23 protein-coding genes and 1 riboswitch are annotated in these 26,688 nt (G+C 62.7%); of the genes, 13 read left to right on the plus strand and 10 right to left on the minus strand.

Annotation, left to right across the window (positions count from 1 at the left end; genetic code table 11):
* Positions 1-248 precede the first annotated feature (248 nt).
* Complete coding sequence (locus tag KHO33_RS38115) at positions 249-2,321, plus strand: NADPH-dependent 2,4-dienoyl-CoA reductase (protein ID WP_200563654.1); 2,073 nt, start codon at positions 249-251, stop codon at positions 2,319-2,321.
* A 51-nt stretch (positions 2,322-2,372) separates the two neighbouring features.
* Here the strand turns inward: KHO33_RS38115 and KHO33_RS38120 are convergent, their stop codons facing one another.
* The 6 genes from KHO33_RS38120 to KHO33_RS38145 all read right to left on the minus strand — a co-directional run bounded on the left by KHO33_RS38120 (position 2,373) and on the right by KHO33_RS38145 (position 7,083).
* The gene (locus KHO33_RS38120) at positions 2,373-3,314 is read right to left on the minus strand and encodes an EamA family transporter (RefSeq protein ID WP_093643030.1); all 942 of its coding nucleotides are present in this window, start codon (positions 3,312-3,314) and stop codon (positions 2,373-2,375) included.
* A gap of 366 nt (positions 3,315-3,680) precedes the next feature.
* Positions 3,681-3,929 (minus strand): pentapeptide MXKDX repeat protein, encoded by a 249-nt coding sequence (locus KHO33_RS38125; RefSeq protein ID WP_054039770.1) that lies wholly within the window; start codon positions 3,927-3,929, stop codon positions 3,681-3,683.
* Between the two features lie 127 nt (positions 3,930-4,056).
* Positions 4,057-4,860: a molybdopterin-dependent oxidoreductase gene (locus tag KHO33_RS38130; RefSeq protein WP_234480450.1), complete on the minus strand. Its 804-nt coding sequence runs from the start codon at positions 4,858-4,860 to the stop codon at positions 4,057-4,059.
* Between the two features lie 50 nt (positions 4,861-4,910).
* Positions 4,911-5,549, minus strand: coding sequence for a cytochrome b/b6 domain-containing protein (locus KHO33_RS38135; RefSeq protein ID WP_200563656.1), 639 nt, complete (start codon positions 5,547-5,549; stop codon positions 4,911-4,913).
* 45 nt (positions 5,550-5,594) lie between these two features.
* Positions 5,595-6,425 (minus strand): DUF1223 domain-containing protein, encoded by an 831-nt coding sequence (locus tag KHO33_RS38140; protein WP_200563658.1) that lies wholly within the window; start codon positions 6,423-6,425, stop codon positions 5,595-5,597.
* A 190-nt stretch (positions 6,426-6,615) separates the two neighbouring features.
* Entirely contained in the window at positions 6,616-7,083 is a 468-nt protein-coding gene (locus KHO33_RS38145) for a hypothetical protein (protein WP_234475693.1), read from the minus strand.
* Between the two features lie 528 nt (positions 7,084-7,611).
* Here KHO33_RS38145 and KHO33_RS38150 point away from each other — a divergent pair.
* From KHO33_RS38150 to KHO33_RS38175, 6 genes are all read left to right on the plus strand, one after another.
* Positions 7,612-8,022, plus strand: coding sequence for a GreA/GreB family elongation factor (locus tag KHO33_RS38150; RefSeq protein ID WP_054039776.1), 411 nt, complete (start codon positions 7,612-7,614; stop codon positions 8,020-8,022).
* A gap of 153 nt (positions 8,023-8,175) precedes the next feature.
* Positions 8,176-8,294: riboswitch (TPP riboswitch) on the plus strand.
* Positions 8,295-8,376: 82 nt separating this feature from the next.
* The gene (thiC, locus tag KHO33_RS38155; RefSeq protein ID WP_054039778.1) at positions 8,377-10,308 is read left to right on the plus strand and encodes a phosphomethylpyrimidine synthase ThiC; all 1,932 of its coding nucleotides are present in this window, start codon (positions 8,377-8,379) and stop codon (positions 10,306-10,308) included.
* A 279-nt stretch (positions 10,309-10,587) separates the two neighbouring features.
* Entirely contained in the window at positions 10,588-10,800 is a 213-nt protein-coding gene (locus tag KHO33_RS38160; RefSeq protein WP_200563660.1) for a glycine zipper 2TM domain-containing protein, read from the plus strand.
* Between the two features lie 159 nt (positions 10,801-10,959).
* Positions 10,960-11,463 carry a hypothetical protein gene (locus KHO33_RS38165; RefSeq protein WP_054039780.1) on the plus strand — a complete coding sequence of 168 codons (504 nt, stop codon included), beginning with the start codon at positions 10,960-10,962 and terminating at the stop codon, positions 11,461-11,463.
* Between the two features lie 407 nt (positions 11,464-11,870).
* Positions 11,871-13,469 carry an L-lactate permease gene (locus KHO33_RS38170; RefSeq protein WP_054039782.1) on the plus strand — a complete coding sequence of 533 codons (1,599 nt, stop codon included), beginning with the start codon at positions 11,871-11,873 and terminating at the stop codon, positions 13,467-13,469.
* A gap of 354 nt (positions 13,470-13,823) precedes the next feature.
* Positions 13,824-14,750, plus strand: coding sequence for a DMT family transporter (locus KHO33_RS38175; RefSeq protein ID WP_234475694.1), 927 nt, complete (start codon positions 13,824-13,826; stop codon positions 14,748-14,750).
* Positions 14,751-15,331: 581 nt separating this feature from the next.
* Here the strand turns inward: KHO33_RS38175 and KHO33_RS38180 are convergent.
* Both KHO33_RS38180 and bamC read right to left on the minus strand, forming a co-directional pair.
* Positions 15,332-15,487 carry a hypothetical protein gene (locus tag KHO33_RS38180; protein WP_172737792.1) on the minus strand — a complete coding sequence of 52 codons (156 nt, stop codon included), beginning with the start codon at positions 15,485-15,487 and terminating at the stop codon, positions 15,332-15,334.
* 187 nt (positions 15,488-15,674) lie between these two features.
* Positions 15,675-16,895 carry an outer membrane protein assembly factor BamC gene (gene bamC / locus KHO33_RS38185; protein WP_054039788.1) on the minus strand — a complete coding sequence of 407 codons (1,221 nt, stop codon included), beginning with the start codon at positions 16,893-16,895 and terminating at the stop codon, positions 15,675-15,677.
* 509 nt (positions 16,896-17,404) lie between these two features.
* Here bamC and KHO33_RS38190 point away from each other — a divergent pair.
* From KHO33_RS38190 to KHO33_RS38200, 3 genes are all read left to right on the plus strand, one after another.
* Positions 17,405-17,827: a DUF2844 domain-containing protein gene (locus tag KHO33_RS38190; protein WP_407946215.1), complete on the plus strand. Its 423-nt coding sequence runs from the start codon at positions 17,405-17,407 to the stop codon at positions 17,825-17,827.
* Between the two features lie 50 nt (positions 17,828-17,877).
* Positions 17,878-19,149 (plus strand): DUF3443 domain-containing protein, encoded by a 1,272-nt coding sequence (locus KHO33_RS38195; protein WP_200563666.1) that lies wholly within the window; start codon positions 17,878-17,880, stop codon positions 19,147-19,149.
* A gap of 263 nt (positions 19,150-19,412) precedes the next feature.
* On the plus strand, positions 19,413-21,284 hold the full coding sequence (locus KHO33_RS38200; protein ID WP_200563668.1) for a glycosyl transferase family 1: 1,872 nt from the start codon (positions 19,413-19,415) through the stop codon (positions 21,282-21,284).
* Positions 21,285-21,362: 78 nt separating this feature from the next.
* Here the strand turns inward: KHO33_RS38200 and KHO33_RS38205 are convergent, their stop codons facing one another.
* Positions 21,363-21,947, minus strand: a complete 585-nt coding sequence (locus tag KHO33_RS38205) for a hypothetical protein (RefSeq protein WP_200563670.1) — start codon at positions 21,945-21,947, stop codon at positions 21,363-21,365.
* Between the two features lie 241 nt (positions 21,948-22,188).
* Between KHO33_RS38205 and KHO33_RS38210 the strand changes: the two genes are divergently transcribed.
* On the plus strand, positions 22,189-22,824 hold the full coding sequence (locus KHO33_RS38210) for a cadmium resistance transporter (protein ID WP_200563672.1): 636 nt from the start codon (positions 22,189-22,191) through the stop codon (positions 22,822-22,824).
* A 174-nt stretch (positions 22,825-22,998) separates the two neighbouring features.
* Here KHO33_RS38210 and KHO33_RS38215 read toward each other — a convergent pair whose 3' ends face one another.
* Positions 22,999-23,328: a hypothetical protein gene (locus KHO33_RS38215; RefSeq protein WP_054039796.1), complete on the minus strand. Its 330-nt coding sequence runs from the start codon at positions 23,326-23,328 to the stop codon at positions 22,999-23,001.
* A 270-nt stretch (positions 23,329-23,598) separates the two neighbouring features.
* Here KHO33_RS38215 and KHO33_RS38220 point away from each other — a divergent pair, with 270 nt between their 5' ends.
* Positions 23,599-24,477 (plus strand): class I SAM-dependent methyltransferase, encoded by an 879-nt coding sequence (locus tag KHO33_RS38220; RefSeq protein ID WP_200563674.1) that lies wholly within the window; start codon positions 23,599-23,601, stop codon positions 24,475-24,477.
* 324 nt (positions 24,478-24,801) lie between these two features.
* Entirely contained in the window at positions 24,802-26,520 is a 1,719-nt protein-coding gene (leuA, locus tag KHO33_RS38225) for a 2-isopropylmalate synthase (RefSeq protein WP_200563676.1), read from the plus strand.
* Positions 26,521-26,688: the final 168 nt, after the last annotated feature.

Raw genomic sequence — 26,688 nt, forward strand, 5'->3', positions numbered from 1 at the left:
CCCGGCTCTCCGAAATGAAGCGCCCCCTCCCTATCCCTGCTGCACATCGCGCCCGTGGTGAGCGGTGTGGTCCGTGTCGATGGACGCCAGCATTCAGCAAAGCACGTGCCGCGGGTTCGATATGGGTTCCGGCGTCAGACGAATGGCTTACGGAGCAACGCGTTGCGCGGATTAGAATTTTTCCTCGGAGGGTTGGCACGTTTCGCGGTGTATTGTTCGCGCACAACCATACTTACACGGTCCCCTGCATGTCTTACCAACACTTACTCGCTGAACTCGACCTCGGCTTTACCCGCTTGCGCAATCGCGTGGTGATGGGTTCGATGCACACCGGCATGGAGGATCGTTTCTGGAATTACCCGAAACTGGCCGAGTATTTCCGTGAGCGCGCGAAAGGCGGCGTCGGCCTGATCATCACAGGCGGCATCTCGCCGAACCGGCAAGGCTGGCTGCTGCCCTTCGGCGGCACGCTGAACTCAGTGTTCGATCTGCGCAATCACCGCTTGCTGACCGGGGCCGTCCATGCCGAAGGCGGCAAGATCGCGTTGCAGATCCTGCACGCGGGCCGCTATGGGTATCAGCCGTTTGTCGTGTCCGCCTCGGCGCTCAAGTCGCCGATCTCGAAGTTCAAGCCGCGCGCGCTCACCGAAGCCGGGATCGCGCGGACCGTGCGCGACTATGCCCGCTGCGCGCGCCTCGCCCAGCGTGCCGGTTACGACGGCATCGAGATCATGGGCAGCGAAGGCTATCTGCTCAACCAGTTCCTCTGCCCGCGCACGAACCAGCGCACCGACCGCTATGGCGGCAGCATCGAGAACCGCATGCGGCTCGCGCGCGAGATTGTCGAGCGCGTGCGCGCGGTGTGCGGCGAACGCTTTATCGTGGTGTACCGGCTCTCGCTGATCGATCTGGTCGAAGGCGGCAACACGTGGGAAGAAACCGTGCAGGTCGCCCAGGCGCTCGAAGCTGCCGGCGTCACGATGTTCAACACGGGAATCGGCTGGCACGAAGCGCGGGTGCCAACCATCGTGACCTCGGTGCCGCGCGCCGCATTCGCCGCGTTGAGCGCGCGCTTGAAGGCCGCGGTCAAGGTGCCGGTGATCGTGTCGAACCGCATCAACACGCCCGAGGTCGCTGAAGAACTGCTCGCTCAGGGAACGGGCGATCTGGTGTCGATGGCAAGGCCGCTTCTCGCCGACCCCGAGTTCGTGCTGAAGACCGCCGAAGGACGCGCGCACGAAATCAATACCTGTATCGCCTGCAATCAGGCCTGCCTCGATCACACGTTCAAGAACCAGCGTGCAAGTTGTCTCGTCAATCCCCGTGCGGGACGCGAGACCGAGTTGATCTACCGGCCGATCGCAGGCCAGCAGGCCGCGCGCTCCGTGGCGGTAGTCGGCGCGGGTCCGGCGGGACTTTCCGCGGCGACCGTCGCGGCCTCGCGCGGGCATCGCGTGACCTTATTCGATGCGAGCGCAACGATCGGCGGCCAGTTCAATCTGGCGATGCGCGTGCCGGGCAAGGAAGAGTTCAGCGAAACGATCCGCTATTTTCAGAGCCAGTTGGAGCGGCATCGCGTCGACGTGCGGCTCGAGACGCGCGTCGACCCCGCCCTGCTCGCGGCAGGCGGTTACGACGATGTGATCATCGCCACGGGCATCGTGCCGCGGAACCCGGCGATCGCCGGTATTAACGGGCCTAACGTGCTGTCTTATGTGGATGTGCTGCGCGGTGCGGCGGTGGGACGCCGCGTGGCGGTGATCGGTGCGGGTGGGATCGGCTTCGACGTCAGCGAGTTTTTGCTGCATCGTTCCGGCGACCCTCTGCCCGTGCCGCGCGATACATGGCTCGACGAATGGGGTGTCGATCTTACGGTGCGGGAACGCGGCGGTTTGAAACCGCCGGCGCCGGCGCAGCCGGTCCGCGAGATCTGGTTGCTGCAGCGTAAGGCCGGCAAGCTCGGTATGGGGCTCGGCAAGACCTCCGGCTGGGTGCATCGCGCGACGCTGGCCAGGAACGGCGTGAAGATGCTCGGCGGCGTGTCGTACCAGGAGATCAGCGAACGCGGTTTGAAAATCGCGCGTGAAGGGCTCGAAGAATGGCTTGAAGTGGACACGATCGTCGTGTGCGCGGGACAGGAATCGTTGCGCGACCTGCATCCGGAGACGGCGGAACGTGCTGCGGATCGGACAAACGGCTCGAATGGCTCGAATGGTGCGAACGGTCCGCGCTATCACGTGATCGGCGGCGCAAAGGTCGCGACCGAACTGGATGCGAAACGCGCGATTCGCGAGGGTGCGGAGGTGGCGGCGGCGCTCTGAGCCACCGAGCCACTGAGCCAGTGGAGAGCGGAGGCGGCCGCGCCGCCCTCCTTAAGCGAGCCCCTTCTTCCGGTAATCGAACCAGAAAGACAGCCCCACGCTGGCCAGAATCACGATCGTCGCGATGACCGTCGAACGCGTTACCGGCTCGCCGAGCAACAACGCGCCGAGCGCCACCGCCACCACCGGATTCACGTACATACAGCTGCTGGCGATGATCGGACTCGTATGCCGGATCAGAAAGCCGTACGCGACGTAGGCGGTCATCGTCCCGACCAGCATCAGGTAGACGAAGGCCAGCACCGGCAGAAAATGCACTTCCATCATCCGCTCGCCCGACACCCAGGCGACCATCGTCGACATCGCGCCGCCGAGTCCGATCTGCAGCGACGTCGACAGAAACAGGTCCGACGGCAACTTCAGCCGCCCGGCCAGATGCGCGCCGCCGGCCCAGAAAAGCGCACCGCACAGGATCGCCAGACTGCCGCCCGCCGATCCCGGCGCAGTGTCGCCGTGACTCAGGATCGCTATGCCCACCAGCCCGAGGCCGACCGCGAACCACTCGCCCCTGCCGATCTTGCGCCCCGCCACCGCCGCGATCACCGTTGCGAACAGCGGCACGGTCGCGACCATCACGGCTGCGGTGCCGGTGCCGACCGTACGCATGCCGTAGGCCAGCATGCCGCTCGACAGGCCGACCAGCATCGTGCCGACAAGGCCGGCATTGCGGATTTCGCCCGCGCTCGGCCAGACCGGATTGCGGCGCGCCGCGAAGATGAAAAGCCCTATGCCGGCAAACAGATTGCGCAAGCCGGAAAGCAGCAAGGGCGGAAACGAACCCAGCGCTACGTGCACGGCGAGATACGTCGAACCCCATACGAGATAGACGACGGCGAGCGCGAGCGCGATCTGTCCATTGCGGGACTGCGGCAAACGGATCGGGAAACCACGCGGGAAACTACGTGAAAAGCGGCTGGGGAGTTGCGGCGCCATACGTTCAAACCGCCCATGCCGCTCGAGGTGCTGCGCCCCCGCTGAAGACCCTGTGACGGGATGGCGGACACCGCATCGGCGATGCGGTCTGACGGGCGAGGCTGGCGGACATGTCGGTGGAACGGAAGGACGATAGATGGCCAATGGGGCCACAACGCCGCGGCGATCGATGGAAATCGAGCCACGGCTGACACACGCCAAATGTTGGGCGCGCATCGCATTATGCAGTAAGCGCCCACCGCGTCGCCTGAAAGAATCGTAACTTTTTTGCGTGCTTGCAACAGAAAAGCCGGGGACGTATCCCCGGCTTTCGGCTCGCCTGCGACACCGGCGTTCAAACTATGCAACCGGCATCGCCGGCAACGCTCAGTTGGCCATGGCGCCCGAGGCTTCGTGCTTCATGCCCATCGCGTCGCTGCCCTTTTTCATCTTATCGTGCTTCATCGTGTTTTTCTTCATGCTGTCCTTCGACATGGTGTCTTTGGACATCGAATCCTTCGACATCGTGTCCTTCGACATTGCATCGTTGGACATCGCGCCGCTGGCCTGCGCGAACGCGGCGCCGCCGCTGGTCAGGAGGGCGACGGCCATTGCTGCGATTGCGAACTTTTTCATGGGATGACTCCGTTTTGTAGTGGATAAACCTGAACCGGCTTCTGGCTTCTACCTTGCGCCGGGTACTTCCGAAGCTTCTGCCGCCCGGGGTCGCGCGTCGGTCATTGCTCGCGCCGACCCGCGCGCGTCAGGAGCCTCCGAACCAGTTGTAGCCCTGGTCGACCCAATAGCCGCCGGGATACGTGTTAGTGACGAACATCTCGACGATGTGCTTCGGATTCTTGTAGCCGAGCTTGGTCGGCATGCGCAGCTTCATCGGGAAGCCGTACTTCGCGGGCAGGCGCTCGCCGTCGTATTCGAAGGTCAGGAGCGTTTGCGGATGCAGCGCGGTCGGCATGTCGATGCTTTCGTAGTAGTCGTCCGCGCATTTGAAGCCGACGTACTTCGCGCTCGTATCCGCGCCGATGCGCCGCAGAAAATCGGCAAACGGCGTGCCGCCCCAGCGGCCGATCGCGCTCCAGCCTTCCACGCAGATATGCCGCGTGATCTGCTCGGCATGCGGCAGCGCGTACAACTCGGGCAAGGTCCAGACGCGCTGACCGGTGACGAGGCCGCTGATCTTCAGCTTGTAGTCGGAGGGGTCGACATCGGGGACGTCGTCGATACCGTAGAACGCATTGAACGGAAACGGCCGCGTGATTTGCGCTTCCGTGTAGGTCGGCGCGAGCTGCTTCAGATCGAATAGTGCGGCCTGTGCGCGGTCGTTCAGGCGCGACACGGCCGTCAGGAATGCAGTGACCGAATCGTTGTCGGTGAGCGAGCAGCCCGTCAGCATCGACAGACCGCCGAGCGTCAGAAGCCGTTTGCCGAACAGGCGCCGCGACGGCATCGCGAGTTCGCGCCGGGCGTCGATCAGGATCGATTCGCGGTCGAGCTTGTTGTCAGGCATGGCGGCGAGCTTTCGATCGGGTTGTGTATTGGGTCTGGTCATGATTCGATGTCCTTAAGCTTTGCGTATCCGTTTATCCGTGTAGCCACGGCTTAGCGTCCACGCAACATCGCCAGCAGCGAGCGCGGTACGAGGGCCACCATCACCAGATGCACGGCAATAAACGCAGCCATCAGCGACATGGCGCAGAAGTGGACGATGCGCGCGTTGTCGTAGCCGCCCATCAACTCTCGCAGCAGCGGAAATTGCACCGACTTCCAGATCGCGAGACCCGAGAGCACCAGCACGATCAGATCGCAGACGACGAACAGATAGGCGAATTTCTGCACCGCGTTGTAGACGCGCAGATCGGCGTGCGAGAGCTTGCCGGTCAGCGCGGCGATGAAGTCGTGCAGCACGGCGCGCGGCGAGACCGGCAGGAACTTGCGCACGAAGCGCCCGCTGGCCAGATTCAGCGCGAGATACAGCAGACCGTTGAAGACCAGCAGCCACATCGCCGCGAAGTGCCATTGCAGCGCGCCGCCAAGCCAGCCGCCGAGCGTAATCGCAGGCGGAAACGTGAAGCCTTTGAAGATCGGCGAAGCGTCATAGATGCGCCAGCCGGACAGCATCATCAGGATGGCAGCGAGTGCGTTGAGCCAATGCGTGACGCGCACCCACACCGGATGAATCGTGCCGCTCTTCGGCATGACGGGCGGAGCGGTTTTGCTAAGAGCATGAGGCGTGGCCATGAGAATCTCCGATGAAACGGGAAGCGCCGCGGGGTCGTCGCGCGATCAATTGCAGGCGGCGAGCTCGCCCACTTGCAGCACGTCGCCGGTCGCGGCGTTTTCGACGAAGGCGACGACGCCGAAGTGGTCCGCCGGAGCATTCGCATCGGCATCGTCGATACGGATGTCGCGGCGGATTTGCGCGTTACCGGCAACCAGCGGCACGGGGCCGATCCATTGCCGCACGACGCGTTCGTGATGCAGCGTTGCGCCGCTGTTTTCCCCGGCCCTGACTTGCGAGTTCAACGCGTTCTGGTAGACCGCGACGTAGGCATTCAGCGGGGCCCTAGTGTCTGCCGCCTTGCTGGTGAATTGCGCATCGACATTGAAGGCGCCTTTCGCCTGAGGTTTCAGTTCAAGCACCACGTTCGCCTGCGCCGGTTCGGCGACGACCTGGCCGATGCGGCTCTGGAAACTGTCGTGTTGCGACCAGCTGCGCAGTTCGCGGCCCGATACGAAGATTTCAGGCGTATAGATGGTGTGGCCGCCGGCGAGGTCAGTGAGGGTTTGCTGACGTTCGGTAAAGCGATGCTGCGAGAAGCGGTCGGTCCAGCCGAGGCTATTCCAGTAGTCCACATGCAGCGCCAATGGCACGATGCTTTGGCTTGCGCCGCTGTTTTTCCACTGGCTCAACCAGTTGTCGGCCGGCGGGCAGCTGTTGCAGCCTTCGCTGCTGTAGAGCTCCACCAGCGCTACGCGGTGCGATGGGCTGTGCGACGCACACACGGCGCCGGCCGCGCTTGCAAGGCCGCTGGCGAAGAGGGTTGTCAGCGCTACGGCTAGCGCGATTGCGCGAGTGACATACCGATTGTCTCGGCGGGTTCGTGCGGTTTGCATGGCGTGCTCCATCAGGATCTGCACGTTTGTCGAACCACAAGCCCGCTTATGACAGCCGGTTTTGAATTTTTATTTTTGTCTGCGTTGTTCGCCTACGGTCGAGACCGTTCCATGCTGTTTATCCCCGCGGGGCGCGGCTTGTCTGTACGCTTGCGGGCGAACCGCCCCAAAGCGCCCCGCGGAAGGTGTCTCAGTCGTAACTCACGACAACCGTCACCCGGGTATCCTGCCCGGCATTCTTCGGTGCAAGCGACAACGCCCCGCCGTCGCGGCCAACCCGGTAGTGCCCATCGCTGGCTGCGCGAAATGCACGGCCATGGCTGTCGACAAAACGCTCAGTCAGAGCGTCGCCATTGCGCGCCGTCGCGCCGCTGTTCACCTGAAGCGCAACATCGGCGCCCGTCGCCACGCCCGGCGCGGCGCTAAAGGTCAGCGTGACCGCTGAACCCGACTGATCGAGCCGCGCGCCGCCGGCATTGACACGGGCCCCGGCGGGCGCCGCCGAAATCTCCAGTTGCGGTGCCACGATCGCGCCCGAAAAACTGATCGTTCCACCATTCGCAGCCACCGCCGGCAGTGGCGCTGCAACGAGCGCAACCAGCGTTGCCGTCGCCGCGACCACGCTGAGCCCCTCAAACCGCCCCATTCCCGTTTTCATCAGCATCTCTCCTTAAGCCGTCTCAAATCGCATCGCGCCTTTGACGCGCTGCCCGCCGCCGCTCACTCGGCTGGGCAACGGCCGCCCCTACAGGCGGATTAACGGCAGCGCGGCGACGGCCTTGAACGACTAAGTGCGATATCGACACGCCGCAACGCGTATCCACGGCACCTCCCGGCGGCGATTAAAGAGACGCCCGGCCCGTGCTAACATTCACCTTTCGATTGCGTCGACCGAGCTTCCCTCCCGACGCTCCCCAACACTTTTCGTACTCTGCCGGCTACCCCAATGCGCGTTCCGTTTTCCCGAGCCCTCACCCGTTTGCGCCCCCGCCGCGCAACCGGCTGCGCGCGCGCGGACATCGCGACGCCACACGCCGGCCAGCCGTCCCGAACGCTCCCGCTTCTCGCTGCCCGGCGCCCGATCTGACGCATTTCCCCTCCATTGCCGGGGCCGCGTCGTCGGGCTCCGGGCTGATCTCATCCGCACGCAGTCCCCTTACATGCAGATCGAATTGGAGAACCCGTCATGAAAAAGACGAAAACCTGTTACCTCACCGAACTCGACGTCGCCCGTCTTGAAAAGCACGCGGCCGCGCCCGGTGCCGACGCCAAATTGCAAGACATGCTCGACGACGTCCTGGAACGCGCCGTGATTGTCGAATCGCGCGACATCCCCGCGAACATCGTCACGATGAATTCGCAAGCCACGCTGGTCGATGAAACCAGTGGCGAGCAGATGACCTGGACCGTTGTCTATCCGCCCAACGCGGACTTCGCACACGGCCGCCTGAACGTGTTTTCGCCGGTCGGTCTTGCGCTGCTCGGCGCCAAACGTGGCGACCGCATCCGCTTCACACCGCCGAGCGGCACGGAGAAGGTACTGAAGCTCGAAAAAATCCTGTTTCAGCCCGAAGCCGCCGACGATTTCACGCTGTAAGCCCAAGCCATTCACGACGCAGAACGCTGCGCCGCATCATCCCCGGCAGCCCTATCACAATAAGAATAGTGCGTGGCTGACCGGCGTTATCTCCGACATCTGACTTTTTCAAGACGGGTTGCCAAGCAGCGCCCGGGCGGTGTATCGTGTGCGCTGCTAACGCGGGGGTCCTGCGTAGCGCGGAGGTTGGAGGTCCGTGTTGCGTGGGTGAGAAATACCCTTTGAACCTGATCTGGATAATGCCAGCGCAGGGAAGCGTACGGATTTCGCACCTGGTCTACCGTTTCATCTCTCGCGAATTCCGACAACTTCCGTCTCGTCTCCTGCTTAGCGGCCCCACATCAGGAGATATGCATGAACGCCAATCCGAAGTTCCTTTCCGCCGACGCCCACGTCGATGCCGCCGCTGTCGCGCCGCTGCCGAATTCCCGCAAGGTCTACGTGACCGGCTCGCGGCCCGATATCCGCGTGCCGATGCGCGAAATTTCCCAGGCGGATACGCCGGACAGCTTCGGCGGCGAGAAAAATCCGCCGGTCTTCGTCTACGATACGTCGGGCCCCTACTCCGATCCGGAAGCCAAGATCGACATCCGCGCCGGTCTGCCCGCGCTGCGTCAAGCCTGGATCGAAGAGCGCGGCGACACCGAAGCGCTGACGGGCCTTTCGAGCGACTTCAGCCGCGAACGCGCCGCCGATACCGCCACCGCCGATCTGCGTTTCAAAGGCCTGCATCGCACGCCGCGCCGCGCCATTGCCGGCAAAAACGTCTCGCAGATGCACTATGCGCGTCGCGGCATCATCACGCCGGAGATGGAATACATCGCGATTCGCGAGAACCAGCAACGCGCCGCGTATCTTGAGACCCTGAAGACGAGCGGTCCGAACGGCGAAAAGCTCGCCGCGATGATGGGCCGCCAGCATCCGGGCCAGGCGTTCGGCGCGAGCGCCTTCGGTCCCGACGGTCTGAAGGAAATCACCGCGGAATTCGTGCGCGAAGAAGTTGCGCGCGGCCGCGCGATCATTCCGAACAACATCAACCACCCGGAAAGCGAGCCGATGATCATCGGCCGTAACTTCCTCGTGAAGGTGAATGCGAACATCGGCAACTCGGCGGTGACCTCCTCCATCGGCGAAGAAGTCGACAAGATGACCTGGGCGATCCGCTGGGGCGGCGACACGGTGATGGATCTCTCCACCGGCAAGCACATTCACGAAACGCGCGAGTGGATCATCCGCAATTCGCCGGTGCCGATCGGCACGGTGCCGATTTATCAGGCTCTCGAAAAGGTCAACGGCAAGGCCGAAGATCTGACGTGGGAAATCTTCCGCGACACGCTGATCGAACAGGCCGAACAAGGCGTCGACTACTTCACGATTCACGCTGGCGTGCGTCTGCAATACGTGCCGCTGACGGCCAAGCGCATGACCGGTATCGTCTCGCGCGGCGGCTCGATCATGGCGAAGTGGTGCCTCGCACACCACAAGGAAAGTTTCCTGTACGAGCACTTCGAAGACATCTGCGAAATCATGAAGACGTATGACGTAGCCTTCTCGCTCGGCGACGGCCTGCGTCCCGGCTCGATCTACGATGCGAACGACGAAGCGCAACTCGGCGAGTTGAAGACGCTTGGCGAGCTCACGCAGATCGCGTGGAAGCACGACGTGCAAACGATGATCGAAGGCCCCGGCCACGTGCCGATGCAGTTGATCAAGGAGAACATGGACCTGCAACTGGAATGGTGTGACGAAGCACCGTTCTACACGCTGGGACCGTTGACGACCGACATCGCGCCGGGCTACGACCACATCACCTCGGGCATTGGCGCGGCGATGATCGGCTGGTTCGGCACGGCGATGCTCTGCTATGTCACGCCGAAGGAACACCTCGGGCTGCCGAACAAGGACGACGTCAAGACCGGCATCATCACGTACAAGCTCGCCGCGCACGCCGCCGATCTGGCGAAGGGCCATCCGGGCGCGCAGGTGCGTGACAACGCATTGTCGAAGGCGCGTTTCGAATTCCGTTGGGAAGACCAGTTCAATCTCGGTCTGGACCCGGACAAGGCACGCGAATTCCACGACGAAACCCTGCCGAAGGATTCGGCCAAGGTCGCGCATTTCTGTTCGATGTGCGGCCCGCACTTCTGCTCGATGAAGATCACGCAGGACGTGCGCGAATTCGCCGCGCAACAAGGTCTCTCCGACGACGACGCGCTGAAGAAAGGCATGGAAGTGAAGTCGATCGAGTTCATGAAGAAAGGCGCTGAAATCTATCAGCGGCAGTAAGGTAAGGATCGCGGGCGTGCGAGCGTGCGCCCGCCATTCGAAGCTTCTGCGTCACGCTATTGCAGCACCGAAGCCCGCCACTGGCGGGCTTTTGCGTTTCTGCGCGGGCGGGCACGCCGCATGCTGACAGAAGGGAAACATTTGATTACGAAACCGACACCTTGCTGACAAGCTCACACATCCGGATACGGGCTGCGGCGATAAGATCAAATGTAAGGACGGGGTGATTCATCCATTTCCACGAAGCATTGTCCAGACACAATGAATGGAGTGAGCATCATGAAATCGATTCGTCAACTCAGTACGTTCGCTGCGATCGTCGCGGTTGTCGCAAATCTTTCCGCGTGTGACAACATGACCACGCGGCAACGCGATACGGTGATCGGCGCGGGTGTGGGCGGCGCCGCAGGCGGACTGATCGGCGGCAATGCACTGTCGACGATTGGCGGTGCGGCTGCGGGCGGCATCATCGGTAATCAGGTGGGCAAGTAAGCGCAAATAAGACCGGCGCCCTGCTGGTGACTTCGCGAAATGCTTTGCAATGACGTGAAATACGCCGTTACGGTTTTGCAATCCTGTTGGCGCTGCGGCGGCGTAAGCTCAAGCCACTACGCCCCGGATGGCGGCGTGTGATGTAACCAGGAGCACGTCATGAAGTCCCCCGTCGTCAAGTCTCTTCGCGCAATCAGCCAGCGGCTGCCGCGCGGCTTGCCCCGTCTTTCCCAAACTGGTATCGCGCTGGCCGGCGTGGCCTGTGTGCTGACGCTGTCCGGCTGCTACTACCCGTACGGCTACTATCCGGGCTACTACCCGTATTACGCTTACGGCACCGTTCCAGCCAATGGCGTTCAGCAGGATGTCCCTGTGGGGACGGCTGGCGATTCGGCCACTTCGCAGCAGCAGGCGCAGGCTCAAGCAGCGCAGCAGGCGCGAGCCAATTCGCAATCCCAGCCGGCCACCTACGCGGTCGCTCAGCCGCCGCCGGTGTACGTTGCCCCCGCTTATCCCGCCTACTATCCGCCGCCGGTCTACCCGGCTTATCCGGCTTACTACGGCTATCCGGGCTGGTATGGCCCGTCGGTTTCAATCGGCGTCGGTTTCGGCTGCTGTTGGGGAGGCCACGGCGGCTGGGGTGGCCACGGTCACTGGCACTGAATCCCGCAGCCGGATCTTGCTGATCCGCTTTGACCGTCCCGTGCCCGCAACTATCGGTGCACGGGATGGACCCATGCCTCACGACGTCGTGCGCAACCCCGTTGCCCGGAAGTCGGCAAGCCGCCCGCCAGCACGCGCCATGCCGCGCCGGGCAGACCTCACGCGCATCATGCCGCGACGATCCCGCCACGCAAGACGCGACGCCCCCTTCTGTCCTTCGCCCGTACTTTCCCTTCTTGACGCGCTCCAATCGGGCCCTATGCTTGGGAAAGCCACACGCAGTACCTGTTTAAATAAGCGACCCGGCTCGTCTTCGACGCGCCGCCGGCGCCCATCCGTCCTGCCAGAGCGACGCGCCCCGTAGTGCGTAGTCCCGCGTCGAATCGAACAACAACGAAGGAGACGTGATGTTTCACCAACTACTCACCCCCGTCGGCAATTCGCTACCGCTCTCGTTCCTCGTCGCCGCCTTGCCGATCATCGTCGTGTTGCTGTTGCTCGGCTGGGCCCGCCGGCCGGCCTGGCAGGCGTCGCTTGCGGGCCTGATCGTCGGGCTGATCGTGGCGATTTTCGTCTGGCAGTTCCCAGTCGGACTCGCGGCTGCGTCAGTCGCCAACGGTGCGGTGTTCGCCTGCTGGCCGGTGATGTGGATCGTGTTCGCCGCGATCCTGCTCTACAACATCTCGCAGCGCTCGGGCCGCTTCGCCGCCTTTCGCATGTGGATGATCGATAACCTGCCGAACGACCGCCGCGTGGTGCTGGTGGTGATCGGCTTTTCGTTCGGCGCGTTGCTCGAAGGGATCTCCGGCTTCGGCACGCCGGTCGCGATCACCAGCTCGCTGTTGATCCTGCTCGGTTTTCCCACCCTCGAAGCACTCACCTTCACACTGATCTTCAACACTGCGCCGGTTGCGTTCGGTGCGCTCGGTGTGCCGATCACCGTACTCGGCGCGGTCACACATCTGCCGGCCGATTCGCTCGCCAAGATGGTCGGCCGCCAGTTGCCATTCTTCGCCTTCCTGCTGCCGTTCTATGTGATCGGCGTCTATGCGGGCTTTCGTAACATGCTGCGCGTGTGGCCGGTCCTGCTGGTGTCCGGTGCGAGCTTCGCGCTGACCCAGTTCGTCGCGTCGAACTACGTGAACTACAGCCTGACCGACGTGTTGTCGTCGATGGTCTCGCTGATTCTCACTATCGCGTTCCTGCGCGTCTGGAAGCCCGCTGCCGATCCGAAGTTCGCGATCAACATCGATCGCGTGGGCGAGGTGCGCGGCAAGATCAGCGGCGGCCAGGGCTGGTATCCGTGGATCATCGTCTCGGCGGTGGTGATCGTCTGGACCGTCGCCAAAATCTTCCTGATCGGCGACGTCAAGCTACCGTGGCCGGGCCTCGACAAGGCCGTGTTCATCACCCTGTACAACACGCCATATGGCGCGGTGTGGGACTTCCAGCCGCTCGCGACCGGCACGGCGATTCTGGTGGCCGCCATCATCACGACGTTCGTGACGGGTCTGAGCGCGCGCGAATTCGGCAAGGCTATTGCCGACACGTGGGTCCAGACGCGCATCGCCATTCTGACGGTGGCGACCATCGTCGCGCTCGCCTATCTGATGAACTACTCCGGGCTCACTTACACGCTCGGGCTTGGCGCCGCGTCGGTCGGACCGTTCTTTCCGCTGGTGTCGGCCTTCCTCGGCTGGGTCGCGGTGTTCCTGTCCGGCAGCGACACCTCGGGCAATGCGCTGTTCGGCAATCTGCAGGTGGTGGCGGCCCATCAACTGAACCTGAACCCGATCCTGATGGCCGCAACCAATTCGTCGGGCGGCGTGATGGGCAAGATGATCTCGCCGCAAAACATCTCGACCGGCGTGGCGACGACCGAGCTCAAGGGCAAGGAAGGCGTCGTGTTCGCCAAGACCTTCAAGCATTCGATTCTGTTGACGGTGATCCTCGGCGTGCTGGTCTGGCTGCAGCAGAACTTCCTGCAGTGGATGATTCCGCATTGAGACGCGCCTGGCCCATCGACGCAACGGTTCGCACCTGCCAATTCCTTGAAGCGGCGGCTTGCGTGATGGGCCAGGATCACTGGTGCGTTGCCGCAATATAATTCACGCTCCCCAGGTGCCTGCCCCGCCGGGCCTGCACCTGGTTAGCAACCGCATCAATCTCATCGTAATTTTTCTCACATTAGCGTGAGAATTGCTCGTTTTGCAGCCGGCTCGACCGCGCTTACGATAACGGCTATCAGACGTCCTCTATCCCCCGAATCTTGCCGTTTCATTCCAGCCTGAAACGTTTCGCGCGATCGCGCTGCTACGATGCGCAGGCGTCTCGACTCAACCGCGCGCGGCGCTACGACAATGAATGCCAAAAACCTGCTGCAACTGCTGATCCTGGCCGCCCTGTGGGGCGCCTCGTTTCTGTTTATCCGTGTCGGCGTGACCGACTTCGGCGTCGCGCCGCTGATGGCGTTGCGCGTCGGCATCGGCGCGGCCTTTCTCGCCGTCGTCCTGATTGCGCGGCGGCCGCTGCACGAGTCTGCGACCATCCTGCGCACGCGTGCTTTTCCATTGCTGGTGGTCGGCATCCTGAATTCGGCGGCGCCGTTCTGCCTGTTCGCCTATGCTGAGTTGACGCTGTCGGCAGGCGTGACGTCCGTGATCAATGCGACCACGCCGCTGTGGGGCGCGCTCGTCGGCTTCCTCTGGCTGCGTGACCGCCTGAGCGCGCTGCGCACGCTCGGTCTCGTGATCGGCTTTCTCGGCGTCCTGATGCTGGTATGGGATCAGATCGCCGCGCCGAACGGCTCGGCCGCCACACCGATGAGCACCGCGCTCGCGGCCGCTGCCGCGCTTGGCGCCACGCTGCTTTACGGCATCGCCGCCAATTACACGAAGCGCCACCTGACCGGCGTCGATGCATTGACCGTTGCGACCGGCACGATGACCGGCGCCACCATCGTATTGCTGCCGCTCGCCGTGATCTACTGGCCGGCCGCGCCGATCTCGCTGCACGCGTGGGGCGCGGTCATCGCGCTGGGCGTCGCGTGTACCGGCGTCGCGTACATGCTGTTCTTCCATCTGATCGCAGTGGTCGGGCCGGCACGCACGATTACGGTGACCTTCGTGATTCCGATCTTCGGCATTCTGTGGGGCGCCTTGTTTCTCGGCGAAACCGTGTCGCTGGGCATGCTGGAAGGCTGTGGCGTGATTCTCGTCGGCACCGCGCTTGCCACCGGCGTGGTCAAACGTCTGCCGTGGTTCGGGCCGCGCCGCGCCGACACCTGAAAGCCACCTCGCACGATACGTTCGGCGCGGTCCGCTTCCCGCCTCCGCGAGGGCCGCGCCGACACAGGAACACCGCCTCGCGCGACGCCTTCTACGTCGCCGCCTCCCGTCTTGCACCGCTCGCCGCGTCAGCGGCCTGGCAACCCATTCCGGGCACCCAAAAAAATAGCCCGCACTCCGTTGGAGTGCGGGCGAAACCGTCGCCCTACGAGGATAGGCGACGGGGCCACCGAGGCCGCGCGCCGTGCGCGCAGGCCATCATCGGGCTAAGCACCGGTTCGTTCGCCGGTGCTGAAAGGGTTTGGGAATCGCCGTTTGGACACTCGCCGCAAACTCACGTCGGATGTTACGAATCCGGCCCCATGAGTCTTTAAAAGCAGCTTGCGTGCCAGTTATAGAGATTTACAAGAAATTGTTCGCAAACCATTGATTTTTATTACATTATTTTGCGAAGAAAGGATGCTGACAGGGTCTGCGGAAGGGGCTTCGCGAGTTACGTCACCGGGGTAACGTCACGTTACATGCGGCCGCACAAGGGCGGCCGCGCGGACTCGTTTCATGCGTTTGAAGCGAGCCGACCATCACCGCACCGGCCATTTCGTGCGTTGCGCGGCCGGATGCCGGACCCGCAAGCCCGTTGGCCGCTGCGTCTCGCGGCGCTCCAGGGCCGCGCCGCAGACAAGCGCCAGGACGAGCAAGCTCGCCGCCCACATCCAGTAAGGAATCACGTCGAACATGGCCATCTCCCCGTTAAGCGTCGCCGGTTCATACCGGTGTTTCAGACGGAAAGCAAAACACGTGCGCGCTGCGATAGCGGTCGACGGCTTACGGCGCCGGCGATAAATTGCGGACATAAAAAAACCCGCCCGGAATTGCCTTCCGGGCGGGTTTTCAGACAGCGTTCGCTACTTGCTACAGCTTCGTTCAGTGCAACTGGTCGACCATCAGACCCATGATCTGCTTGGCCTGCGAGCTCTGATCGATAGCTCCCTTGTCGTCGACCACCGCCACGCGCGTCTGGTCAGGCGTCACCGCGCGCACGTTGACGAGATACTGCTTGGCGACCTTTTCCTTCTTGCCGTGGAACACCTGGCTCCAGAAGCCCTGCTCCGCCGAGCTCAGATCCTTCGGATCGACGTAACGCACGAAGTACAGACCGCGGCTCGCGTCGCGATCGTCGACCGTGAAGTTGCTGCGATCGAGCGCGAGGCCCACGCGCAGCCACGCACGGTCATACGGCTCGCTGAGCGTCAGTTCGGTGGACGAGAACTGTGCCGCCGTGGTGTTTGCCGCGTCATCAGGCATAGGCTGTTGCGCCGACAACGCCACGTTTTGCGCCGCGGTGGCCGCAGCCGCCGATTTCGCACCCGCGGTAGCCGCGTTCGGCGCCGTTTGCGCCCCCGCCGGTGAAAGATCGGCAGTTTGCGTGTTGCGCGAATCGGCCAGCGCCAGCGCTGCCATCAAGCGCTTCAGATATTCCTGTTCCAGGCCCGGATCGTTCGGCTTGGCTTCCCACTTAGTCGACTCGTTGTTCGTGCCGGTGATCGCCTCGCGCATGCCCTTCTGGCTGACGAACACATAGGTGCCGCCGTTCGGCGCCGCTTCGAGACGCGTGCGGTACTTGTTGCGCTCGGAACTCACATAGCTGTTGCCCATTGCCTTGGACAGCGTGTCGCGGATCAGCCCCTCGTTGATCGAAGCGTGCGTTTCGTTCCAGTCCGTTTCCATCACGCCCTTGTCGCGCTGGTCGACCACCAGCAGGAAGCCCTGTTCCTGCCAGAAACGGCGGATTGGCGCCCAGGCCTGGTCGGGCGCCTTGTTGTCGATCACAAGCCAGCTTTCCGTGCCGTCGCGCTGGATGTGCATGCCGTTGACCTGCGGCACCACCGTCAAGGTGTTGGCGGCCGGTGCTTGCGCCTGGACCTGCTGGAGCGTGGACAGCGAGGTTTGGCCGCCCTGCGGGGGCAACGAACGCTGATCGGACGTCTCATCGATCATGTTCGGCGGTACGGCAAGTGACACTTGCTTCGATTTCGAGTCGCTTTTGTAGTCGATTTTGGTCGGCGACGAGGTGCCGCAGCCGGCGACCAGACCGCCTGCCATCAGCATTACTGCAAACCGCTTGGTAAGACGAAGATCAGTCATGTTCGGGGAATCCTTCCGCTACGCCACGGCAAGTTTCCGTGGATCAACCCAACATTTTACCGATCCCGGCGAGTCATGTGCAAAAACCCGGGTTTGCCCGTGAATTGAGCAGCGCGCGAACGGCAAATCCCGGGTTGCGCCGAAGAGTCTGAATACCGATGAATCGCTGCGCGGCGCGTCCCTTCCATCGCGGAAAAACGCCCCGCTTCACAGCGGCGATCATCTCCATCCGCGGCAAATTTAACAGTTCACAACACTTCTCAAACGCCTGTAGGGCACGACCTAGTTCCTTGTCAGATCATTGTTTTAAAAGACACTTTCCATTCCCGCCACACGCTATTTTCGAGATTGGATGAAGCGCCTCGCACCGCTACTGACAACGATCAGGAAACCTGAGTGTTATCTTGAATTGGACGTCTCAATAAAGCTTGAGCGCTCCAGGTTTCCCAATAGCGAGACAGGTTGCCATGCCAAACTCCTCTTTCATACCAGCTTTCGCCGTCCCGGCAATGGTGGCCGCCTTGCTGTGTGTCAGTGCCGACGCGCGTGCCGAATTGGGCGGCACGATGCCCAGCCAGGCGAATTCGACGGCCGCAGCGTCCCAAACCCTGCTGAACGGCGCCTTACGCCTGCGCACGCTGACCGACGCAGGCAACACCACCATCAACGAGTACGCGACGAATACCGGTCAGATCATCGCTTACACGTGGCAAGGCCCGACCATGCCGGATCTGCGCGCACTGCTGGGCGGGTACGCCGACTCCTACAGGGCGGGTGCCGCCGCATCGGCGCCGGACGGCAATCTGCACGCCTCGCGGGTTGTCAGGCCAGATGTGATCGTGGAATCGGGTGGTCCGATGCGTGGCTATGTCGGACGCGCGTGGCTACCGGCGGCCCTGCCCGCCGGCGTCACCTCCGACGACCTCCGCTGACGCGGACAAGCCGGTAATAAACCGCCCCGAATACTCGCCGCCTACACGCCATGAAGACCTCCTCTCGTCTCCGCGCCCTGTTCCTGACTTGCGCCGTGCTCGCTGGTTGCGGTGGCGGCGGTGGAAGCAGTACGCCGGCTGCCTCCACCCAGGCGGGCTCGACGAGCCCGGCCAGCAGTCCGAACGCAGCAAGCGCGCCGTCCGGAAGCACTGGCGCCAGCGTGACGAACTCCGTGCCGCAGTCGAACACGCCGAATGTCCAGCCGATCACGGTCAGCGCCGCGCCGGGCCTGACGCGCAACATGCTGACCACTAGCGTCACCGTCTGCCAGTCCGGCACCAGCAATTGCGCGACGATCGACAATATTCAGGTCGACACCGGCTCGCAGGGTTTGCGGATTCTCGCCTCGGCGCTGCCGGCAAGCCTTCCGCTGGCGGCAGTGGCCTCGGGCAGCGGCGTCGCGGGCGAGTGCGCGGTATTCGGCGGCGGCTATACATGGGGCGCGGTGCGCGGCGCGGACGTGCGGATGGCCGGCCAACTGGCCACCTCGATTCCGATCCAGCTGATTGCCGACCCCACGCTGCCCAATGTGCCCACCGACTGTGCCGGCTCAGGCCGCGCGATGCTGACCGTCGCGAACCTGCGCGCCAACGGCATTCTCGGGGTCGGCCTGTTCTCGGCCGATTGCGGCAGTGGTTGCGTCAATTCGGCCCTGCCACGCTGGTATTACAGTTGCGACGCCAGCGGCGCCTGCGTCGCGAGCACGCAAGCGCTCGCCCAGCAGGTGACCAATCCAGTCAGCCGCTTCGCGCTCGACAACAACGGCGTGGTGATCGACCTGCCGGCGATCGCCGACGCGGGTGCGCCCAGCGTGTCGGGCTCCTTGATATTCGGCATCGGCACTCAGGCGAATAACACGCTGGGCGGCGCAACCGTCTTCAGGACCAACACGCAGACGGGCTATGTGCGCACGACCAGCGCCGGCCAGACTTATGGGCAGAGCTACCTCGACAGTGACTCGAACGGCCTGTTCTTCAACAATAGCCAATTGCCTCAATGCGGTTACTGGTACTGTCCGAGTTCCACGCAAACAGCGAGTGCCTCGATCTCCGGCACGGATGGCGTGTCGAGTACGGTGTCGTTTTCGGTCGGCAATTCGAACGCACTGTTTGGTTCGTCGAATAACGCCTTCGACAACCTGGCCGGCGTTGCCAGCAACAGCTTCGGATGGGGCCTGCCCTTCTTCTTCGGACGACGCGTCTACACGGCGATTGCATCGAGCGTGACGTCGGCAGGGCCGGGGCCGTATTACGCGTTCTGAGTGGTCGAAGTCGGGACCCGCCTTGCGCGCAGACAAGCGCGTTGGGCGGGTTCGATTGAATGTCCGGGCAGAGTTGGCGTATCGAGCGCCAAACTTCCGCCTCAAACAGAAAAATCCTACAGACCGATCGGATTCCCCTGCGAGGAAAATTCCCAAACTCTCAGCTCCCGCTTATTTGATACGCCCTGACTGCAATAATCGTCGTTTCTGGCTAGCGTCATCTCGATATCGTTAGCTCTGCATACTCTAATAATAGTGAAACGATGGAAGTCACCTTTTCGCTCGACGATTTCGAGCAACTCGTCTACACGCGGCAGCATACGCAAGCCTCGCTTCAGCTCATCGCGGCACTCGCACTGCTCCAACAAACGCGCGGCGAATTGAACGCGAGCTTCAAAGCCTCGGGCATGATCGACCTGACTCCCAATGAGCAACGCCAGCGTTTCTGCACGCGTCTGACAAGCGCGGCGTCTACGTTGTTCGCCGACCCGGATTTCCGGCCGCCCACTGCGTGCGTCAAATTGTTTTTCACGCTGCATGAATGGATCGGCACGCTGTTCTCGGCCACGGCGTTCGGCAATGCGGACCACGTCATCCGGCATCTGAATCCTCGCGGCGCGGAGGACGCACAGTTTCTGCCGGGAGACAGCTTCATCGAGAAGCTATGCGTGCTCTATTCGACCGAGTCCGAACTGGAACTCGACTTCGCCGCGCTCTGGGCGTACGACAAAACGATCGCGGCCTGCCTCGCCCTCGCTTTGCTGGCGCCGGTCTTCAAGGGCTCGCCAAGCGCGCATCTCAAGCGCGAGGCGCTGCTGGAGTGGCTGCCCGGCAAGCTGCAGCAGATCGACGATCTCGACGATCTGCCATCCGCCGTGCTGCACAACGCCTATATGTTCTGCAGCTATGCCGATACGCCACGGCGGCACGCGATCAAGCAGGACATCAATGTGCTGGTGCGCCGCAAGCTGGCACAACTCGGCCTGACCGACTTGCCCGCATCGAAACCCACGCCTTCCAGAGGCAAAACGCGGCGCGGCAAGAAGCCGCTGATGGTGGTGGTGCTGGAATGGTTCAGCGGCGCCCATTCGATCTACCGCACGCACTCGCGTACGCTCGAAGCCGCGCGCGAACATTTCGAGGTGGTGGGTTTCGGCTTCGGTTACGCGCTCGACGAAGTGGGGCGGGACGTCTTCGACCGCTTCATCGAACTGGAAAAACCTGACTACATCGGCGAATGCCTGAAGACGATTCGCGACTTCGCCGAGGCCGAGCAGCCGGACGTGTTGTACATGCCGAGCGTCGGCATGTTCGTGCTGACGGTGTTCATGTCCAATCTACGCATTGCGCCGTTGCAGATCGCGGCGCTCGGCCATCCCGCCACCACGTATTCAGACAAGATCGACTACATCAGCGTCGAGGAAGATTACGTCGGCGACCCGGCCTGTTTCAGCGAACGCCTGATGAAGCTTCCGAAAGACGGTCAACCGTACCGCCCGTCCGTCGCGTTGCCGGACATCGTCGCGCAGATTCCGTCGCGGCGCGAGACGCTGCAGATCGTCATCACCGCCAGTGCGATGAAACTCAATCCTGGCTTTCTCGATGCGTGCCGCGAGATCGACGCGCGTGCCGCGACACCCGTCGAGTTCCACTTCATGACCGGTGTGCCGTCGGGTCTGCCGTTCGACCGTCTGCGCGACGCCGTCGTGCGCGCGGTGCCAGGCGCCATCGTGCACGACTTTCATGGCTACGCCTCGTATCTGGCGCGCGTCAACCAGTCCGATCTGTTCCTGAGCCCGTTTCCGTTCGGCAACACCAACGGTATCGTCGATGCGTTGACGCTCGGTTTGCCGGGTGTATGCAAACGCGGGCCGGAAGTGTTCGAGCGGATCGACGGCGCGCTGTTCGAGCGCGTGGGCATGCCCTCGTGGACCACCACGGACAGCGTCGAGACGTATATCGCCGCGGCCGTGCGCATGATCGACCAGCACGACGAGCGCACAGCGCTGCGCCAGCACCTGATCGATACGCAGGCGGTACAGCGCTGTTTCGAAGGGCGGCCGCAGGCCTTCGGCGAAAGCGTGCTGAAACTGCTGCGCAAAAACAAAAGCCGCCTCGCGGATGGGGCGGCTTGAGGTTTGTGACTCGCGGTTCGTGGTTTGCGGCTGAGCTGGCGCTAGCCAAAGCTGCCTGCGCCCGTTGCGAGCAACGCTTTACTCGGCGGCTTCGCTCGCAGCAGCAGGGGCCGGCGTGGCCAGCTTTGCCGGCGCCAACCAGCTGAATACGCTCAGCGCGGAACCGTGGAACGTGCACTCGGCGGCCGCTGCGGTATTGGTCTTCTTCGGCTTGGCCGATTTGAGCGAAGCCGCGTCGCCCCCCGAGGCAGTGACACTCGCCGAAGCGGCCATTGCACCTGAAGCCGCCCCAGCCGTCACGTCTGAGGCAGCCGCAGCGGCCGAAGCCGAGGAAGCCCCCTGCGCCACGGACACGCCGGACGCCGCGCGCACGCCCGAAGCCGGCTGGGGCGCATTCGCCAGCTTCGCCGCGGACGCCGCCGAGGCGGCCGCAACCTCCGAGGCCGTCATCACATGCTCGATCGATCCTTCGACGACCACCCGCGAGCCGTCGATACCAGTGCCCGTATGAGTGATCTTGAGCGTATCCGGCGACGATGTTTCAGCCAGCTTGCTTCGCATCAACTGCTCGCATGCATCCGAGTTCTTGTAGACGGCCGTGCAGGCCGCCAGCAGCGCTGCAGCAGTCGTAACGCAGGCGATAGAGAGAATCCGAACTTTCATTGATGTTCCGTTTTGCAAGCCGTCGTCAATTGTAGCTTACGGGCTGACTGATCGGCATCGCGCAAGGACGTGCCGATCCGCACATTGCACAAGACGAAGAGACGGCTTGACCGCGGCGCCTTGCATCGGCATCGTGTTGACCGGCCGCGACGCCGGCGGCGCGCCGCCGCCGCCTCCTCAGCCGTACCCGCTTGATGGGCGCGGATCCGTTTTCCCACTGTGTATTGACCGGCTTTCCCGCATGTTCAGCCTTGCCCTCTTCGCCGTCGCAGCTTACGTCGCCACCAATATCGACAACCTTTTCGTGCTGCTCGCCTTCCTTGCGGAAACGGGCGGCCGGCGTCGGCGCGTGGTCGCCGGGCAGTTTGCCGGTTCGCTGACTTTGATCGTGGGATCGATCCTGCTCGCCGCACTGTTGACTCGATTACCTGCCGGCTACGTTGGTCTGCTCGGTATCTTGCCGATCGGCGTGGGCCTGAGCAAAGCATGGGCGCGCCTGCGCCCCGGCAACGCGGATCAGGTGCAAGAGGCGCAGACCACGGCGCGCGCGGATTCAGCAGCCGCGCCGGCTACGACCGGTACAGGCTCGTCATGGTGGACAGTCGCGTGCGTGGCGGTCGCCAACGGCTCGGACAATCTCGCGGTGTACGTGCCCCTGTACGCGAGTCATTCGCATAGTGAGGGCATGTTCATCTCGCTGGTGTTCGTCGCCATGATCGGCCTCTGGTGCGCAGGCGCGGTGTGGCTGGTGGCGCATCCGTTGCTGGGCGCGCCGATCCGGCGCTACGGTACGGCGTTGCTGCCGCTGATCCTGCTGGTAATTGGTGTTTCGGTGATCGTGCAGAACGATACCTTGCGGATCGTGTTTGGTATCTGAAGCGGACCTGCAGCCGGTGATCCGGTCGCCGGCCGGTGGGGTGGTCACTCCTGAGCCTGAAAGCCTGAGCATGGGCCTGAATCCGGGCCCAAACCAGAAACACTACAGCCCGTGCCGGGATGCGCTGCTGCCAGCGCGCGATGCAGCACGACCGACTGTCGCCCGCGCGAACGCTCAGTTCGACGGCATTTGCGGCTGCACGTAAGTGCGCACGCCGGCGAGCGGCGCCCCGTAACCACCCGCCTGGGTGTTGTTCGGCAAGCCATTGACCAGTTGCGCGCGCGGATCGGTCGGATTCAGATTCAACTCGCCCGCCTGCTGGTTGCCATGCGTCGGATATTCGCTGCCGCGCGCCGCGTTCGGCATCACACGCGTACTGTTTTGCGGCGCGTTGATGTCGTCCTGCGCGCTCAGGCCCTGTGCGCCAGCCTGCGCGGCGATGCCGCAAGCGACCGCGCACAGCAGAACCCCCACTACCCTCGACGTCCTCGATGTTCGTTTCATACCGACCTCCAGCTAAGTGCCAAGTGAAATGAAAGGCGATCATGTCCGCGATTCCAGCACAGGCGCGCCAGCGCGCGCGGCAGACGCTGATCACATCATTTATACGCGCTACCCTGTCTTTCGGATTCGGCTAAATTTGCCCGCCCATCGCACAAGGACTGAACCGCTGCACACCTGGCGCCAACAGAGGCCACGGGGACACAGCAAATACCCCAGGCGCATATCGTTATGCCGATTGGCGATTTCTTTCCAGGCAGATCGCACCCGATAATGGCTGCCATGAACACCCACCCCATTCCCCAAGCCCGCGCGCTGCGTTCCGCGCTCGTGGCACTGAGCGCGGCACTGCTGCTGGCCGCCTGCGCCGCTCCGACGGCATCGACCTCTTCCACGGCGGCCGATTCCGCCTCGCTCGATGCCGCCATTTCGGGGCCGCAGCGTAGCGACAAGAACCGCGCACGCGATGTCTACCGCCATCCGAAGGAGACGCTGCAGTTCTTCGGCGTGGCGTCGTCGCAAACCGTGCTGGAGATCGCGCCCGGTGGCGGCTGGTACACGGAGATACTCGCGCCCTATCTGCACGACCACGGCAAATTGTACGAAGCGCAATACGACAGCCCGGACGCTGCGCCGTTGGCAGAAGAGCAGGCCGGCCGGGCGTCGTTCGCGCGCAAGCTGTCGGCCACACCGGCGATCTATAGCAATGTGGTGGTCGGCACGCTGCGAACGGGTCAGTTCAGCGGCTTTCCCGCCGACGGCAGCGTTGACGAGGTGCTGACCTTCCGCAATATCCACAACTGGATCAAGGACGGCCAGATCGATGCGAATCTGCGCGCCTTTTACGCGGCACTTAAGCCGGGCGGCATCCTCGGCGTCGAGGAACATCGCGCGGCGCCCGGCACTTCGCTGCAACAGACCATCGACAGCGGCTATGTCACCGAAGCCTATGTCATTGAACACGCGCGCGCGGCAGGCTTCGAATTGGCCGGACAAAGCGAGGTGAACAACAACCCGCGCGACACGAAAAACTATCCACATGGTGTGTGGTCGCTGCCGCCAACGTATGAAGGCCACGACGTCGATCGGGCGAAGTACGCCGCGATCGGCGAATCGGATCGCATGACCTTGCGCTTCGTGAAACCCAGGTGACACGCATGACCGGCGCGGGTTTCAGCGCGCGCCGGTCGGGATAGGCGCTTCCGGCCGGCGCGCGCTGCGCCGCACCGGCGCTTGACGCGATCCCAATAATATGTTCCTATTGCGCACTATGTATCGCGCCCAGACCACCCTATCGCTACTACTAGCCCGCTCTACCGGGCTAGGTCTGCTGCTGCGCGCTTCCATCTGATACACCCGAAGCACCGCTCAATTCCCCAGTAACTGACCCAGCCCCGGTTTCCGACCGGCGGCAGTGCTTTGTCTTTTCGTCGTCCGGTCGACAACCCAGGTTGATCGATCCCAAGGATGATGAAAATGTTGAAGAACCCTGCTACCAAATACCACTCGTTCAAGCCCATCAATTTGACCGACCGCCAGTGGCCATCGCGCGTCATCACGCGTGCGCCGATCTGGATGAGTACCGATCTGCGCGACGGCAACCAGGCGCTGTTCGAGCCGATGAACGCGCAACGCAAGATGCGCATGTTCAAGACGCTGGTGCAGATCGGCTTCAAGGAAATTGAAGTCGCATTTCCGTCTGCCTCGCAGACCGACTTCAATTTCGTGCGTGAGTTGATCGAAGGCGGGCACATCCCCGACGACGTCACCATCGAAGTGTTGACGCAAGCTCGCGACGACCTGATCGAACGCACCTTCGAATCCTTGCGTGGCGCGCCGCGCGCCATCGTTCACCTGTACAACGCCACCGCGCCGGAATTCCGCCGTATCGTGTTCGGCCTCGAAAAGAGCGGCGTGAAAGAACTCGCGCAAAACGCCGCGCGTACGATGAAGCGTCTCGCCGACGCCACGCCGGAAACGCACTTCACGTTGCAATACAGCCCGGAAGTGTTCAGCGGCACCGAACTCGAATTCGCCAAGGAAGTATGCGACGCCGTATTCGATATCTGGCAACCGACGCCGGAACACAAAGCGATCGTCAACCTGCCCGCTACCGTCGAAATGGCTACGCCGAACGTCTACGCGGACCAGATCGAATGGATGCATCGTAATCTCGCGCGTCGCGATTCGTTGATCGTTTCCGTGCATCCGCATAACGATCGCGGCACGGCCGTGGCTGCTGCTGAACTGGCGGTGATGGCGGGAGCGGATCGTGTCGAAGGGTGTTTGTTCGGCAATGGCGAACGTACCGGCAATGTCGATCTCGTGACGCTCGCGTTGAATCTGTACACGCAGGGTGTCGATCCTGAGCTCGATTTTTCGAATATCAATGAAGTCGCGCGGACTGCTGAGGAATGCACGCAGTTGCCAGTGCATCCGCGCCACCCGTATGTCGGCGATCTGGTGTTCACCGCGTTCTCCGGCTCGCATCAGGATGCGATCAAGAAGGGTTTTGCCGTGCAGAAACCGGACGCGGTCTGGGAGGTGCCTTATATGCCGATCGATCCTAGCGATCTTGGGCGTACTTACGATTCAGTTATTCGCGTGAATAGTCAGTCTGGTAAGGGTGGGATTGCTTATTTGCTCGAGCAGGGTTATGGGGTTGTGCTGCCGCGGCGCTTGCAGGTTGATTTCAGTTCGGCCGTGCAGCGCTATACGGATGATAGCGGGCAGGAAGTGACGCCTTCGCAGATCTGGGAATTGTTTCAGCAGGAGTATGTGCATAGTGCTGAGCCGATTCACTATATCGGGCATAGCCTGTCTGAACGTGGCGATCGGGAGCATATCAAGCTCACTGTCGATATTCATGGCTCGCGGCGCGTGTTGAGTGGTGAAGGGAATGGGCCGCTTGATGCGTTGATGCATGCTATTGGGGTTCCGGTGCGGATTCAGCATTATGAGGAGCGGGCTTTGACTCAAGGCGCTGATGCGCGGGCTGTTGCTGTTGCTGAGATGGCTGGGGCTGATGTGACAGGAAGCGCGTTTGGGGTTGGGATTGATGCCAATCTGGTGACTGCTTCTATTCGGGCTGTTATTAGTGGGGTCAATCGCGCTTATGAACGCGCTAGTTCCGGTGCGCAGGAGCGGTTTTTTGAAGTCGCCCTTGCTGGTGACGCGGAGCGTGTGGTGGTTTGAGGTTGGTGCCCTTCCTTGTTTTGTTAGTGGTCTATTAGCGTTGCCCCTGTGCGGGGCGGCACCTACTTTTCTTTGCCGCCGCAAAGAAAAGCAACCGTATTGGAAGTCAAGCGGCGAACAACGGCTCAAGGTGGAAACTGCTAGCGTCCGGGAGCATTTTGCGCGCGC

The sequence above is a fragment of the Paraburkholderia nemoris genome (assembly GCF_905221015.1).
Classification (GTDB): domain Bacteria; phylum Pseudomonadota; class Gammaproteobacteria; order Burkholderiales; family Burkholderiaceae; genus Paraburkholderia; species Paraburkholderia nemoris.